Origin of the sequence: Citrobacter telavivensis, assembly GCA_009363175.1 — a bacterium.
In the GTDB taxonomy this organism is placed as follows: Bacteria; Pseudomonadota; Gammaproteobacteria; order Enterobacterales; family Enterobacteriaceae; genus Citrobacter_A; species Citrobacter_A telavivensis.
Window position 1 is genome coordinate 3,281,159 of record CP045205.1, and the last position, 14,069, is coordinate 3,295,227.

At 54.3% G+C, this 14,069-nt stretch carries 14 protein-coding genes; 7 read left to right on the forward strand and 7 right to left on the reverse strand.

Going from position 1 to position 14,069, the window contains the following annotated elements:
* Positions 1-75 precede the first annotated feature (75 nt).
* Complete coding sequence (locus tag GBC03_17920; GenBank protein QFS71949.1) at positions 76-246, reverse strand: hypothetical protein; 171 nt, start codon at positions 244-246, stop codon at positions 76-78.
* A 136-nt stretch (positions 247-382) separates the two neighbouring features.
* Here GBC03_17920 and GBC03_17925 point away from each other — a divergent pair, with 136 nt between their 5' ends.
* A complete protein-coding gene (locus tag GBC03_17925; GenBank protein QFS71950.1) occupies positions 383-1,417 on the forward strand; it encodes an AI-2E family transporter in 1,035 nt (344 codons plus the stop codon).
* 48 nt (positions 1,418-1,465) lie between these two features.
* Here GBC03_17925 and pntB read toward each other — a convergent pair whose 3' ends face one another.
* Positions 1,466-2,854: a Re/Si-specific NAD(P)(+) transhydrogenase subunit beta gene (pntB, locus tag GBC03_17930; GenBank protein ID QFS71951.1), complete on the reverse strand. Its 1,389-nt coding sequence runs from the start codon at positions 2,852-2,854 to the stop codon at positions 1,466-1,468.
* A gap of 10 nt (positions 2,855-2,864) precedes the next feature.
* Positions 2,865-4,394: a Re/Si-specific NAD(P)(+) transhydrogenase subunit alpha gene (gene pntA / locus GBC03_17935; GenBank protein ID QFS71952.1), complete on the reverse strand. Its 1,530-nt coding sequence runs from the start codon at positions 4,392-4,394 to the stop codon at positions 2,865-2,867.
* Positions 4,395-4,920: 526 nt separating this feature from the next.
* Here pntA and GBC03_17940 point away from each other — a divergent pair.
* The 3 genes from GBC03_17940 (at position 4,921) to folM (ending at position 8,215) form a co-directional block, all read left to right on the forward strand.
* Positions 4,921-5,865 (forward strand): DUF1471 domain-containing protein, encoded by a 945-nt coding sequence (locus GBC03_17940; GenBank protein QFS71953.1) that lies wholly within the window; start codon positions 4,921-4,923, stop codon positions 5,863-5,865.
* A 186-nt stretch (positions 5,866-6,051) separates the two neighbouring features.
* Positions 6,052-7,434: an amino acid permease gene (locus tag GBC03_17945; protein ID QFS71954.1), complete on the forward strand. Its 1,383-nt coding sequence runs from the start codon at positions 6,052-6,054 to the stop codon at positions 7,432-7,434.
* Positions 7,435-7,492: 58 nt separating this feature from the next.
* The gene (folM, locus tag GBC03_17950) at positions 7,493-8,215 is read left to right on the forward strand and encodes a dihydromonapterin reductase (GenBank protein QFS71955.1); all 723 of its coding nucleotides are present in this window, start codon (positions 7,493-7,495) and stop codon (positions 8,213-8,215) included.
* Here the strand turns inward: folM and GBC03_17955 are convergent.
* On the reverse strand, positions 8,212-8,547 hold the full coding sequence (locus GBC03_17955; GenBank protein ID QFS71956.1) for a hypothetical protein: 336 nt from the start codon (positions 8,545-8,547) through the stop codon (positions 8,212-8,214). The two genes, folM and GBC03_17955, sit on opposite strands and share 4 nt — an antisense overlap.
* Before the next feature lie 127 nt (positions 8,548-8,674).
* Here GBC03_17955 and rstA point away from each other — a divergent pair, with 127 nt between their 5' ends.
* On the forward strand, positions 8,675-9,409 hold the full coding sequence (rstA, locus tag GBC03_17960; GenBank protein QFS71957.1) for a two-component system response regulator RstA: 735 nt from the start codon (positions 8,675-8,677) through the stop codon (positions 9,407-9,409).
* A gap of 18 nt (positions 9,410-9,427) precedes the next feature.
* Here the strand turns inward: rstA and GBC03_17965 are convergent, their stop codons facing one another.
* Positions 9,428-9,745 carry a hypothetical protein gene (locus GBC03_17965; GenBank protein QFS71958.1) on the reverse strand — a complete coding sequence of 106 codons (318 nt, stop codon included), beginning with the start codon at positions 9,743-9,745 and terminating at the stop codon, positions 9,428-9,430.
* The gene (locus GBC03_17970) at positions 9,738-10,055 is read right to left on the reverse strand and encodes a hypothetical protein (GenBank protein ID QFS71959.1); all 318 of its coding nucleotides are present in this window, start codon (positions 10,053-10,055) and stop codon (positions 9,738-9,740) included. The genes GBC03_17965 and GBC03_17970 overlap by 8 nt, the downstream gene beginning before the upstream one ends.
* Before the next feature lie 213 nt (positions 10,056-10,268).
* Between GBC03_17970 and rstB the strand changes: the two genes are divergently transcribed.
* Together rstB and GBC03_17980 are read left to right on the forward strand one after the other, a co-directional pair.
* Positions 10,269-11,570, forward strand: a complete 1,302-nt coding sequence (rstB, locus tag GBC03_17975; GenBank protein ID QFS71960.1) for a two-component system sensor histidine kinase RstB — start codon at positions 10,269-10,271, stop codon at positions 11,568-11,570.
* Positions 11,571-11,643: 73 nt separating this feature from the next.
* Positions 11,644-12,573, forward strand: coding sequence for a DNA replication terminus site-binding protein (locus GBC03_17980; GenBank protein QFS71961.1), 930 nt, complete (start codon positions 11,644-11,646; stop codon positions 12,571-12,573).
* Here GBC03_17980 and fumC read toward each other — a convergent pair.
* Positions 12,570-13,973, reverse strand: a complete 1,404-nt coding sequence (gene fumC / locus GBC03_17985) for a class II fumarate hydratase (protein QFS71962.1) — start codon at positions 13,971-13,973, stop codon at positions 12,570-12,572. The two genes, GBC03_17980 and fumC, sit on opposite strands and share 4 nt — an antisense overlap.
* Between the last annotated feature and the right edge of the window lie 96 nt (positions 13,974-14,069).

The following is a 14,069-nucleotide window of genomic DNA, read 5'->3' on the forward strand; positions in this document are numbered from 1 at the left end:
CTTGCACAAAGCGGCAAACCAGAAAATAAAATCAGTTAGCCAGACGCATGGCGTCAGCTCGAACAGAAGAAGGGACTACAGCGCGTTGCGCCAGTGCTGCTCACCTGCAAGCAAGAAAGAGGAGGAAGTGCGAAGAAGAGTCTGTGTAGAAAAAAACGTCCTGAACATATTGTCCATAATATTACAATTATCCGCAGTGTTGCTTCTCGTCATCGCGGATGATAATTGTCCTCGGTAGTTGAACACGCCTGATTTGTATCATAGGCCAGGAATTAACTCAAAACCTTTTCACTTCTTTACCCGAATCGTTTGATTTTTTCCAGGACACCTCGACAGGAATCACATTATTATACGCGGCAATCAGAAAAATACAGGACACCCCATGGCAAAACCCATCATCACGCTGAACGGTCTCAAGATAGTCATTATGCTGGGAATGCTGGTGATCATTCTTACCGGTATCCGCTTTGCGGCGGATATTATTGTTCCCTTTATTCTGGCCTTATTTATTGCCGTTGTCCTTAGCCCACTGGTACAGCGGATGGTGAAACTGCGCGTTCCGCGCGTGCTGGCGATCTCCTTGCTGGTTATCATCATCGTTATGGCGATGGTCCTGCTGCTGGCCTACCTTGGAACGTCCCTCAACGAACTGGCGCGCACCCTGCCCCAGTATCGTTCGTCACTGGTCATTCCCCTGAAAAATCTGGAGCCCTGGCTGGTTCGCTTAGGCATCGGCGTCTCCGTGGATGAGATGGTGAAGTACATCGATCCCAACGCGGCCATGACGCTTATCACCAATTTGCTGACGCAGTTAACCAATGCCATGTCGTCGATATTTTTACTGCTGCTGACGGTGGTCTTCATGCTGCTGGAAGTGCCGCAGCTTCCCACTAAATTCCAGCAGATTATGGTCCGCCCGGTTGAGGGGATGGCGGCCATTCAGCGCGCCATCGACAGCGTGTCACACTATCTGGTGCTGAAAACGGCCATCAGTCTCGTCACGGGTCTGGTGGTCTGGGGGATGCTGGCAGCGCTGGATGTCCGTTTCGCCTTCATCTGGGGGCTTCTGGCCTTCGCGCTGAACTACATTCCGAACATAGGCTCGGTGCTGGCTGCAATCCCCCCTATCATTCAGGTACTGGCGTTTGGCGGCCTGTACGACGCGCTGGTGGTACTTGCTGGCTATCTGATTATCAACCTGGTGTTCGGTAATATCCTTGAGCCACGCATCATGGGACGCGGTCTGGGGCTCTCTACGCTGGTGGTGTTTCTGTCGTTGATCTTTTGGGGATGGCTGCTGGGACCGGTCGGGATGCTGCTTTCGGTACCATTGACCATTATCGTCAAGATTGCGCTGGAACAATCCGTTGGCGGGCAAAGTATCGCCATTCTGTTAGGCGACGCGAACAACGCATAACTGACGTAAAAACGGCCTCCGCAGAGGCCGTTTTGAACGAACAACCGATTACAGCGCTTTCAGAATCGCATCCACGCTGGCTTTGGCATCGCCAAACAGCATATGGGTGTTCTCTTTAAAGAACAGCGGGTTCTGCACACCGGCATAACCGGTATTCATCGAACGTTTAAAGACGATAACGTTCTGCGCTTTCCACACTTCCAGTACCGGCATACCGGCAATAGGACTGTTCGGATCGTCCTGCGCCGCCGGGTTCACCGTGTCGTTCGCGCCAATAACCAGCACGGTGTCGGTATCGGCGAAATCATCGTTGATCTCGTCCATTTCCAGCACGATGTCGTAAGGCACTTTCGCTTCCGCCAGCAGTACGTTCATATGGCCCGGCAAACGCCCGGCAACCGGGTGGATGCCGAAACGCACTTTGATGCCGCGCGCGCGCAGTTTCTCGGTAATTTCCGCAACCGGATACTGTGCCTGCGCCACCGCCATGCCATAGCCCGGGGTGATGATCACCGTATGCGAGTTTTTCAGCATATCGGCAGTATCTTCCGCACTGATCTCACGGTGTTCACCCACTTCTTCATCACCGCTGGACGCCGTACCATCGGTACCGAAGCCCCCCGCAATGACGCTGATGAACGAGCGGTTCATCGCCTTACACATGATGTAAGACAGAATCGCACCGGAAGAACCGACCAGCGCACCGGTCACGATCAGCAGGTCATTGCTCAGCATGAAGCCTGCCGCCGCCGCTGCCCAACCGGAATAGGAGTTCAGCATGGAGACCACGACCGGCATATCCGCCCCGCCGATGGAGGCCACCAGGTGCCAGCCAAACGCCAGCGCGATGATGGTCATCACCAGCAGCGCCAGAACCTGCAGGCCAACGCTTTCGGTACGCACAAAAACCACCAGCAGCAGGAAAGAAACCACCAGCGCCGCGAGGTTCATTTTATGGCGGTTCGGCAGCATCAGCGGTTTAGACGAGATCTTGCCGCGCAGTTTACCAAACGCCACCACCGAGCCGGTGAAGGTCACCGCACCAATGAAGATGCCAAGGAACACTTCGGTCAGGTGAATATTGACCAGAATCGGCTCGAGGCCCGCTTCGTGATACAGATAGCTGTTAAAGCCGACCAGTACCGCAGCCAGACCGACAAAGCTGTGCAGAATCGCCACCAGCTCCGGCATTTCCGTCATTTCGACTTTCTTCGCCAGACGAATACCAATCGCGCCGCCGATGATCATTGCCACCAGGATCCAGGCAACGTTGCCGGTATCCGGGCCAAAAATCGTGGCAATCAGCGCAATCGCCATCCCGGCGATACCAAAGTTGTTACCCTGCTGAGACGTTTCATGCTTTGAAAGTCCCGCCAGACTGAAAATAAACAGGATCGCGGCAACAATGTATGCAGCTGTAACTAATCCTCCAGACATGTGTTACCCCTTAGTTTTTCCGGAACATTTTCAGCATGCGCTGAGTCACGGTGAAGCCACCGAAAATATTGATGCTGGCAATCAGTACCGCGATGAAGCTCAGGAAGCTAACCCAGCCACCCTGGCCAATCTGCAATAGCGCGCCAACCACGATGATCCCTGAAATGGCGTTGGTCACGGACATCAGCGGCGTATGCAGGGCATGAGAGACGTTCCAGACCACGTAATAACCCACCACGCAGGACAGGGCGAATACCGTAAAGTGCCCGAGGAACTCTTTCGGCGCGACATCAGCCAGCCAGCCGAACAGAATGATCGCCAGCGCCATCAGCGCATATTTACGCCACGGCGATGTGGGTTTTGCCGGTTCTTTTGCTGCCGGCGCGGCTTTCGCGGCGGCCTGCGGTTGTGCAGACACCTGAATCGGCGGCGCAGGCCAGGTAATTTCACCGTCACGCACCACCGTTACGCCACGCACGACCACGTCGTCGAAATCAACGGTGATATTACCGTCTTTCTCTTTGCACAGCAGTTTGAGCAGATTAACAAGGTTAGTGCCGTACAGTTGGGAAGACTGCGTCGGCAGACGCCCTGGCAAGTCGGTATAGCCGATCACTTTGACGCCATTTGCCGTGGTCGTGACCTGATTGGCGACCGTGTATTCACAGTTGCCACCGTTTTGCGCGGCCAGATCGACAATCACGCTGCCCGCTTTCATGGAGTCAACCATTTCACGGGTGATCAGTTTCGGTGCTGGTTTGCCGGGGATCAGCGCAGTGGTGACAATAATGTCGACCTCTTTTGCCTGCGCGGCAAACAGCGCCATTTCCGCTTTGATAAACGCTTCAGACATCACTTTGGCGTAACCGTCGCCGCTGCCTGCTTCCTCTTTGAAATCCAGTTCGAGGAATTCAGCGCCCATACTCTGGACCTGTTCTTTCACTTCCGGACGGGTGTCAAAGGCACGTACAATCGCGCCCAGGCTGTTCGCCGCACCAATGGCAGCCAGACCGGCAACACCGGCGCCAATCACCATCACTTTGGCAGGAGGGACTTTGCCCGCTGCGGTAATTTGCCCGGTAAAGAAACGGCCGAACTCGTGTGCCGCTTCCACGATCGCCCGATAACCGGCAATGTTTGCCATGGAGCTCAATGCATCCAGCGACTGCGCACGTGAAATACGCGGTACGCTATCCATTGCCATCACCGTCACATTACGCTCGGCGAGCTTTTGCATTAACTCTGGATTCTGCGCAGGCCAGATGAAGCTGACCAGCGTGGTGCCCGGATTGAGTAACGGAATTTCCTCATCTTCCGGTGCGTTGACCTTCAGAATGATCTCTGATTGCCAGACAGCGCTGCTATCGACAATTTCCGCGCCCGCTTCTACAAAAGCTTTATCGTCAAAACTCGCCAGTCCACCCGCGCCGCTCTCTACCGCGACGGTGAAACCCAGCTTCAGCAGTTGCTCAACCGTTTTTGGCGTCGCTGCTACGCGGGTTTCATTGGTAAACCGTTCTTTTGGTATGCCAATTCGCATAATGTTCCCTTCCATCGGTATTTTTGATGATGGTTTGTCAGTGATCGTGGAATCGCGTAAGCAATTTCACGCAGGAGGTATAGGTTACCCCGGAAAAATAAAACAGTAACAAACTCTCTATAACGTACTGAAAATAGCGCCTGTGATCTAGCGCCAAAAAACAGTATTTGTCGGATTATCAGCAAAACAGGAACGATTCAGCCCTCTGCCCGGGATAATGACCTTCAATTCCTTGAGAAAGGCCAATAAATCGCTCAGACGAAGCGGCAAAACATGATTAAGCGCCACGGCAGATCAACTAATTAACATTAAATTAACTTATAAAATTCAGCACGTTCATCAGTTTTTACTGTGAAATGACCATTTTTTCGACATATCATAATTTGTTATCGACCTTGTGACGTCATCTGCCATGCTGATTGAAAAATGACGCAGACAGTCACCGGGTTTAAATGCAATAATCAGCCACGTTTCTAGTCAATAACAATACCAGTACCTGGTTTGCGCAAGGCGAAGGATTATTTTTATGAAGCTTAAGAACACTCTCCTGGCGTCCGCACTTCTTTCTGCGACGGCTTTTTCCGTAAACGCAGCAACAGAATTGACGCCGGAGCAAGCGGCAGCACTGAAACCTTACGACCGTGTCACGGTCACAGGCCGTTTTAATGCGATTGGCGACGCGGTGAAGGCCGTTAACCGCCGCGCAGATAAAGAAGGCGCTGCCTCATTTTATGTCGTTGATACATCTGATTTTGGCAACAGTGGTAACTGGCGTGTTGTTGCAGACTTTTACAAAGCCGACGCCGAAAAAGCGGAAGCCAGCAAAAACCGCGTGATCAATGGCGTGGTTGAATTACCGAAGTCTGAAGCCGTAATGCTGGAACCGTTTGATACCGTCACGGTACAGGGTTTCTACCGCAGCCAGCCGGAAGTGAATGACGCCATCACTAAAGCCGCACGTGAAAAAGGAGCCTACTCCTTCTATATCGTACGTCAGATTGATGCGAACCAGGGTGGCAACCAGCGTATCACCGCCTTTATCTATAAAGAAGATGCGAAGAAACGCGTGGTGCAGAGCCCTGACGCGATCCCGGCAGACTCCGATGCTGGTCGCGCAGCGCTCGCTGCTGGCGGCGAGGCGGCGAAGAACGTCGAAATCCCGGGCGTAGCCACTACCGCATCCCCGAGCTCTGACGTGGGCCGCTTCTTCGAAACGCAATCCACTAAAGGTGGACGTTACACTGTCACCCTTCCGGATGGCACGAAAGTCGAAGAGCTGAACAAAGCCACGGCGGCTATGATGGTGCCGTTCGACAGCATCAAGTTCACCGGCAACTACAGCAGCATGACCGAAGTCTCTTATCAGGTCGCCAAACGTGCGGCGAAGCAAGGGGCCAAGTATTACCACATTACTCGCCAGTGGCAGGAACGTGGTAACAACATGACCATCAGCGCCGATCTCTATAAATAACGATCTCCGGTAGCAAAATAAGGCGGCTTTATGCCGCCTTTCGTTTTATTAGTCACAAATTTTTCTCTGATCATTGCATGCAGTCTCTTCTCTCCGTAAAATCCCGCGCCTTAGTGGCTTTCACCATTTTTATGCGTTTTGCCACAATAATTATTCTTCATCGTTCGTTTTTACCACGGGATAACCATGGAAAAGAAACTGGGACTGAGCGCACTCACCGCGCTGGTTTTAAGCTCAATGCTTGGCGCAGGTGTTTTCAGTCTGCCGCAGAACATGGCCGCGGTTGCCAGTCCGTCGGCATTACTCATCGGCTGGGCGATCACCGGGGCCGGGATATTGCTGCTGGCGTTTGCCATGTTGATTCTGACCCGTATCCGTCCCGAACTGGATGGCGGCATCTTCACCTATGCTCGTGAAGGATTCGGGGAGCTGATCGGTTTCTGCTCTGCCTGGGGCTACTGGTTATGCGCGGTGATTGCCAACGTCTCCTACCTCGTCATTGTCTTCTCTGCCCTCAGCTTCTTTACCGACACGCCAGCGTTGCGTCTGTTTGGCGACGGGAACACCTGGCAGGCGATCGTTGGCGCTTCGGTTCTGCTGTGGGTGGTGCACTTTCTGGTACTGCGCGGCGTACAAACGGCGGCCAGCATTAATCTGGTGGCGACGCTGGCAAAATTGTTGCCGCTCGGTCTGTTTATCGTGCTGGCCTTTATGGCGTTTAAACTGGAGGTCTTCAGCCTCGATTTTACCGGCCTCGCGCTGGGAGTCCCGGTCTGGGAACAGGTTAAGAACACGATGCTCATCACGTTATGGGTGTTCATCGGTGTGGAAGGCGCGGTGGTGGTCTCGGCGCGGGCGCGTAATAAGCACGATGTGGGTCGCGCCACGCTGTTAGCGGTGCTCTCTGCACTTGCCGTTTATCTGCTGGTTACCCTGCTCTCACTTGGCGTGGTTGCCCGTCCTGAACTGGCGGAAATCCGTAACCCGTCAATGGCCGGTCTGATGGTCAAGATGATGGGACCGTGGGGTGAGATTATCATTGCGGCGGGCCTGATTGTCTCTGTCTGCGGAGCGTATCTGAGTTGGACGATTATGGCGGCGGAGGTTCCGTTTCTCGCCTCAACGCATAAAGCTTTTCCGCGGATTTTCGCCCGTCAGAATGCGCAAGGGGCGCCATCGGCTTCGCTGTGGCTCACCAACCTCTGCGTCCAGGTCTGCCTGGTGCTTATCTGGCTTACCGGTTCAGATTACAACACGCTGCTGACCATCGCCTCAGAGATGATTCTGGTGCCTTATTTCCTCGTCGGTGCCTTTCTGCTGAAAATTGCCACCCGCCCGCTTCACCAGGCGGTAGGTGTCGGTGCGTGCATTTATGGCTTATGGTTATTGTATGCCTCCGGGCCAATGCACCTGCTGCTCTCGGTAGTGCTTTATGCGCCGGGTCTGCTGGTGTTCCTGTATGCACGCAAGACGCATACGCATGATAACGTTCTGAATCGTCAGGAGATGGTTCTGATAGGTCTGTTACTGGTTGCCGCCGTACCGGCGACCTGGTTGCTGGTGGGGTAAACGCATCCCATCGTTTGACGCTAATTGCCTGATTCGCAGGCGCATAAGGAGTTTTTCGATGGGAACCCAACATCCTCTGCCCATTTTAGTGACCGGTGGAGGTCGCCGCATCGGTCTCGCCATTGCCTGGCACTTTCTCAATCAGAAACAGCCGGTGATCGTGAGCTACCGCACGCATTATCCGGCCATTGATGGGTTGACCCAGGCAGGAGCCCTGTGCATTCAGGCCGATTTCTCTACTGATGAAGGCATTCTGGCCTTTGCCGATAACGTTAAAGCGTGTGCCAGCGGCCTGCGCGCCATCGTGCACAACGCCAGCGCATGGATGGCAGAGAAACCCGGAACGCCGCTCTCTGATGTACTGGCCTGTATGATGCAAATCCATGTTAATGCCCCCTATCTACTTAATCATGCGCTGGAAGGCATGCTGCGCGGGCACGGGCACGCCGCCGGTGACATCATTCACTTTACCGATTACGTTGTGGAGAAAGGCAGCGACAAGCATATCGCCTATGCGGCCAGTAAGGCGGCGCTGGATAATATGACCCGATCATTCGCCCGTAAGCTCGCGCCAGAAGTGAAGGTTAACGCAATCGCCCCTTCGTTGATTCTGTTTAACGAAGCTGACGATGCCGAGTACCGTCAGCAGGCACTGAACAAATCGCTGATGAAAACGGCTCCGGGCGAAAAAGAGGTAATTGATTTAATCGATTATCTGCTGACCAGCTGCTTTGTGACCGGCCGCAGTTTCGCCGTGGACGGTGGTCGTCACCTGCGTTAGTGAAGTTTGACCCAGCAAAAGATCAGCAGCCAGGCGCTCAGGCACCAGCAGATCACCGCCCCGCCCAGCGCCACCGGCAGCTTCAGAAAACCGGTGAAGTACCACAGCGAAACGAGATAGACAAAATAGGGAATAATTGACCACATGCTGAACACGATGGTCGTTCGCAGCGCGTCAATACCCCGTTCGCTGGCCACGATGTAATGTGCAATCAGCGCGAATGTCGGGAACAGCGGGATTAACCCTGCGATGTAGTAATTCTTCGTTTTTGCCAGCAACCCAATCAACACCACTACCAGCGCACCCAGCGCGGCTTTAATCACGAGTCCCATTACCTTGCCTTTACACATCAATAACATCGGCAACCAGCATAACGGAAGCGTCCCCGTTTAGGAAAGATTAATGGAAGGCAACGCCCCGGCGGTGTATGTTGACGTTTTCTGATCGGCAATCAAGACGATGAACACGATTGTATTTGTTGAAGACGATCCTGAGGTCGGTGCGCTCATTGCGGCCTATCTGGCAAAACATGACTTCGAGGTGGTCGTCGAACCGCGTGGCGATCTGGCGGAAGCGCGGATATTAGAGGTTCAACCGGACCTGGTGCTGCTGGATATTATGCTCCCCGGCAAAGACGGCATGACCCTTTGTCGTGACCTGCAGGGGCAATGGCAGGGTCCCGTCGTCCTGCTCACTTCGCTTGACAGCGACATGAACCACATCCTGGCGCTGGAAATGGGCGCCTGCGACTACATTCTGAAGACCACACCGCCAGCGGTGCTGCTGGCCCGCCTGCGGCTGCACCTGCGTCAGAGCGATCAATCTGGCCATAGCAAAGGGTTTCAGCCTGCCACCGTCACGCCGCATAAAACCCTGCGCTTTGGTTCCCTGTCCATCGATCCCATCAACCGTGTCGTATTGCTCAGCGGTGAGCAGGTCATACTGTCCACCGCCGATTTCGAACTGTTATGGGAACTCGCCACCCATGCCGGACAGATTATGGACCGCGATGCGCTGCTGAAAAATCTACGAGGCGTAAGCTACGACGGTATGGATCGCAGCGTGGACGTCGCCATCTCGCGACTACGTAAGAAACTGCTTGATAACGCGGCAGAACCCTATCGTATTAAAACCATACGTAACAAGGGCTATCTGTTTGCCCCGCACGCCTGGGATGAAGTACAAGGCCAGTAAGACGACGCCTTTCGCCGGTTACGGCATGACGATATAGGGAGGCAGTCTCAGGATCCGGAGATTGCCATAATGAATATCCAGCCCGGTGACCGTTTGAAACAGATGCTCATAGTAAACCGTCCAGTGCATGTGCGAACGGTTTTCTGTTGTACAGAACCGACGTAATTTTTCGTGACAGGACAGTGGATAATGAATGCGTCCCAGTTGACGTGCAGGACTGGGATCGCGATTGGTCACCTGACAGGGGCAATAGGTAAGAAAGACGTCGGCGCGCCGGGGAAGACGATGTCGATGGTTCGCGAAATCCCGCAATACTTCATCCCAGTGTTCAATCATTGCTTCTTCCGCATGTCGCCCCTCGGGATCCAGCGGTTCTCGCTGCCATATTCCTCGCGAAACCGATCAGCTCGCGGTAACGCAGTTGGCCTTGTGCGCTATCGTAAGGCGGAGGGTCTTCGTGTCCTCGGTGCAGCAAGTCATGATGCAGTTCCAGCCTCCTTTGCAGAACGGAGCTGGCAACCTGATCGCGGGTCTGGCGACTATGAAAAACATAATAACGCGCGCCTTCCAGACTCAACACCAGGCCCACGGCCCCTGCCCGCGTACGTAATGGTAAGGCTTCCGTCAGCGTATTACGCACCAGCATTTGTTCTCTCCCTTGAAAAAATCCATTCCTGTTATTACGACACCATATACTTTAGCCAGGAAAGAGGTTTCCCTCTTCATCACAAAATTTTCACGCAGGACAGGACAGTGTACACTGCCTGGCGGGATGCGCATGATGACGACCTGGACAACAGAGCAACGTACCTGCAATCCGTTTGCATCAGACACAACATTGAACATTCGGTGATTTTTAATGAAGAAACTGTTCGTGCAGTTTTATCTCCTGCTGTTTGTCTGCTTTCTGGTGATGACCCTGCTGGTCGGACTGGTTTATAAATTCACCGCGGAACGAGCCGGCAGGCAGTCGCTCGATGATTTGATGAAAAGCTCGCTCTATCTGATGCGCAGCGAATTGCGCGAGATCCCCCCGCGCGACTGGGGTAAAACGCTCAAAGAGATGGACCTTAATCTCTCTTTTGACCTGCGCGTTGAGCCACTGACGAAATTCACGCTGGATGCCCCAAGTATGCAGCGTTTGCGTGAAGGCGACATCATTGCGCTCGACGATCAGTACACCTTCATTCAGCGCATTCCGCGCAGTCACTATGTACTGGCCGTTGGCCCCATTCCCTATCTCTATTTTCTCCATCAGATGCGCCTGCTGGATATCGCGCTAATGGCGTTTATCGCCATTTCACTGGCCTTTCCGGTGTTTATCTGGATGCGTCCTCACTGGCAGGAAATGCTGCGACTGGAAGCTGCCGCTCAGCGGTTCGGCACCGGTCATCTCAGTGAACGACTGAATTTTGACAGCGGTTCCAGCTTTGAACGCCTGGGCATTGCCTTTAACCAGATGGCGGACAATATCAATGCGCTGATCGCCAGTAAAAAACAGCTGATCGACGGGATTGCCCATGAACTGCGTACCCCGTTGGTTCGACTTCGCTACCGGCTGGAGATGAGTGAAAACCTCAGTGAGCAGGAGTCTCTGGCGCTTAATCGCGATATCGGGCAACTCGAAGCGCTGATTGAAGAACTGTTAACCTACGCCCGGCTCGACAGACCGCAGAATGAACTGCATTTGAGCGAACCGGACCTCCCAAACTGGCTCACGGCGCACATTGACGATGTACAGAGCGTGAATCCTGAGCGAACGCTTCAGGTTTCACACCTCGTCAACGGCGATTACGGTGCGCTGGATATGCGACTCATGGAACGGGTGCTGGATAATCTGTTAAACAACGCGCTGCGCTATTGCCAGTCCACGGTGCAGATAAGCCTGCAACTTAGCGATCGTTTCGCCACGCTGGTCGTTGAAGATGACGGTCCAGGCATTGCCCCGGAAGCCAGAGAGAACGTTTTCGAGCCTTTTGTTCGCCTGGATCCGAGTCGGGATCGCGCCACCGGCGGCTGCGGTCTGGGTCTGGCTATCGTCTACTCTATCGCTCAGGCGATGGGTGGCACGGTCAGCTGTGGGGAAAGTGAACTGGGCGGTGCCCGCTTCAGCTTTTGTTGGCCGATCCGGCACACACTTTCCGAATTAACCGCTGGCTAACGCCACCCGCACCGTAGTCGCAGGCTAAATAACCTGCTATAAATTGAGTATGTTGTAACTAATGAGGTACCCAATGGCCCGTTACGATCTCGTCGACAGACTGAATACCACGTTTCGCCTGATGGAGCAGGCGCTGGCAGAACTGACACAAGCGCTCGGACAACATCAACTGATGATTGCCCGCGTCTTTTCGCTACCGGAAGTGACCAAAGAGGCCGAGCACTCCCCGCTGGATACCATTGCGGTGAAGCAGCATCTGGGCAAAGAGGCCGAAACGCTGGCGCTGGCGCATTATCGTCACCTGTTTATTCAGCAGCAATCCGAATCCCGCAGCAGTAAAGCGGCGGTGCGTCTGCCGGGTGTGCTGTGCTATCAGGTTGACGGTGCAGGCCAGGCCGCGCTGGAAAACCAGGTGCTACGTATCAATCAGTTGAAAACCACTTTTGAGCATATTGTCACCGTCGAGTCCGGTTTGCCGTCCGCCGCGCGCTTTGAATGGGTCCATCGCCATCTGCCGGGGTTGATTACGCTTAATGCCTACCGGATGCTGACGGTGATAAACGATCCGGCGACACTGCGCTTTGGCTGGGCGAACAAGCATATCATCAAGAATCTGACGCGCGATGAGGTCCTGGCGCAACTGGAAAAGAGTCTGAATACCCCGCGCAGCGTGCATCCCTGGACGCGCGAAGAGTGGCAGGCAAAGCTTGAGCGCGAGTATCAGGACATCGCCGCCCTGCCGCAGCAGGCAAAACTGAAAATTAAGCGTCCGGTGAAGGTCCAACCCATTGCCAGAGTCTGGTACAAAGGCGAACAAAAGCAGGTACAGCATGCCTGCCCGACGCCGCTTATCGCGTTAATCAATACGGAAAACGGTGCAGGCATGCCGGATATTGGCGAGCTACTGAACTACGACGCCGAAAACGTACAGCATCGATTTAAACCGCAGGCGCAGCCGCTGCATCTGATCATTCCGCGACTGCACCTGTATGTGGCAGATTAACGACCCGGTTTCATGCTGCCGACCATCTGCTCTGGCCGCACCCAGCTGTCGAACTCCGCTTCGGTGAGATAGCCCAGCGCCAGAGCCGCCGCTTTCAGCGTCAGCCCCTCTTTATGCGCTTTCTTGGCGATTTCCGCCGCTTTGTCGTAGCCAATATGGGTATTCAGCGCGGTAACCAGCATCAGCGATTCATTGAGCAACTGATTAATCCGCTCGCGATTTGGCTCAATACCGACCGCACAATGCGCATTAAAGCTCTCCATACCATCCGCCAGCAGACGCACCGATTGCAGGAAGTTGTGAATCACCATAGGACGGAAGACGTTCAGTTCGAAATTGCCTGACGCTCCGCCGATGTTGATCGCCACATCGTTCCCCATCACCTGACAGCACAGCATCGTCAGCGCCTCGCACTGGGTCGGGTTGACCTTGCCTGGCATTATCGAGCTACCCGGTTCATTTTCCGGGATCGCAATTTCGCCAATGCCGCAGCGCGGCCCCGATGCCAGCCAGCGCACGTCGTTGGCAATTTTCATTAGCGACGCCGCCAGCCCTTTCAGCGCGCCGTGGGCGTGAACCAGCGCATCGCAGGTTGCCAGCGCTTCGAACTTGTTCGGTGCCGTGACAAAGGGAGCGTGGGTAATTGCCGCCAGTTCGTCGGCGACGCGGCGGGCATACTCCGGATGCGTATTCAGCCCGGTGCCAACGGCTGTACCGCCCAGCGCCAGTTCCGCCACGTGTGGCAGGCTGTTTTCGATGTGTCGCAGATTATGTTCTAACATCGCCACCCAACCGGAAATCTCCTGCCCCAGCGTCAGCGGCGTGGCGTCCTGGAGATGAGTACGGCCAATTTTGACAATATCAGCGAAGGCGTGTGATTTTTCGTTCAGCGTTTTTGTTAATACCTGCAACTGCGGAATAAGATGGCTGCGTAGCGCCAGCAGCGCAGCGACATGCATCGCCGTCGGAAAGACGTCGTTTGAACTCTGGCTCTTGTTGACATCATCATTAGGATGGACTTTGCGCTCCATGCCGCGAACGCCGCCAAGCAGTTCACTGGCCCGGTTTGCCAGCACTTCGTTCATGTTCATGTTGCTTTGCGTACCTGACCCGGTCTGCCAGATAGCCAGAGGAAACTCCTGTGCGTGTTTATCTGCCAGCACCTCATCGGCAGCCTGCATAATTGCGGCGGCTTTTTCGGCGTCCAGCAGCCCTAAATCTTCGTTAACCTTTGCCGCTGCGCGCTTGGTGAGCGCCAGCGCGTGGATCAGCGAGACGGGCATTTTCTCGGTGGAGATACGAAAATGCTCAAGCGAACGCTGGGTTTGCGCTCCCCACAGCTTATCTGCCGGGACATCAATCGCGCCCATCGAATCTTTCTCGCTGCGTACCGTTACCATGACCTGCTCCTTAGATAATGAATTGATTAGGTTATGTTCGACATTGCCCACTTGCTTGCGGTCTTATGAGTATCAACGATGACAGCACCACCGTTT

Bases quoted from the DNA above. Each gene is read 5' to 3' on its own strand.
- GBC03_17925 (QFS71950.1), top strand. From the start codon at position 383: ATGGCAAAACCCATCATCACGCTGAACGGTCTCAAGATAGTCATTATG.
- pntB (QFS71951.1), bottom strand. From the start codon at position 2,854: ATGTCTGGAGGATTAGTTACAGCTGCATACATTGTTGCCGCGATCCTG.
- pntA (QFS71952.1), bottom strand. From the start codon at position 4,394: ATGCGAATTGGCATACCAAAAGAACGGTTTACCAATGAAACCCGCGTA.
- GBC03_17940 (QFS71953.1), top strand. From the start codon at position 4,921: ATGAAGCTTAAGAACACTCTCCTGGCGTCCGCACTTCTTTCTGCGACG.
- GBC03_17945 (QFS71954.1), top strand. From the start codon at position 6,052: ATGGAAAAGAAACTGGGACTGAGCGCACTCACCGCGCTGGTTTTAAGC.
- folM (QFS71955.1), top strand. From the start codon at position 7,493: ATGGGAACCCAACATCCTCTGCCCATTTTAGTGACCGGTGGAGGTCGC.
- GBC03_17955 (QFS71956.1), bottom strand. From the start codon at position 8,547: ATGGGACTCGTGATTAAAGCCGCGCTGGGTGCGCTGGTAGTGGTGTTG.
- rstA (QFS71957.1), top strand. From the start codon at position 8,675: ATGAACACGATTGTATTTGTTGAAGACGATCCTGAGGTCGGTGCGCTC.
- GBC03_17965 (QFS71958.1), bottom strand. From the start codon at position 9,745: ATGATTGAACACTGGGATGAAGTATTGCGGGATTTCGCGAACCATCGA.
- GBC03_17970 (QFS71959.1), bottom strand. From the start codon at position 10,055: ATGCTGGTGCGTAATACGCTGACGGAAGCCTTACCATTACGTACGCGG.
- rstB (QFS71960.1), top strand. From the start codon at position 10,269: ATGAAGAAACTGTTCGTGCAGTTTTATCTCCTGCTGTTTGTCTGCTTT.
- GBC03_17980 (QFS71961.1), top strand. From the start codon at position 11,644: ATGGCCCGTTACGATCTCGTCGACAGACTGAATACCACGTTTCGCCTG.
- fumC (QFS71962.1), bottom strand. From the start codon at position 13,973: ATGGTAACGGTACGCAGCGAGAAAGATTCGATGGGCGCGATTGATGTC.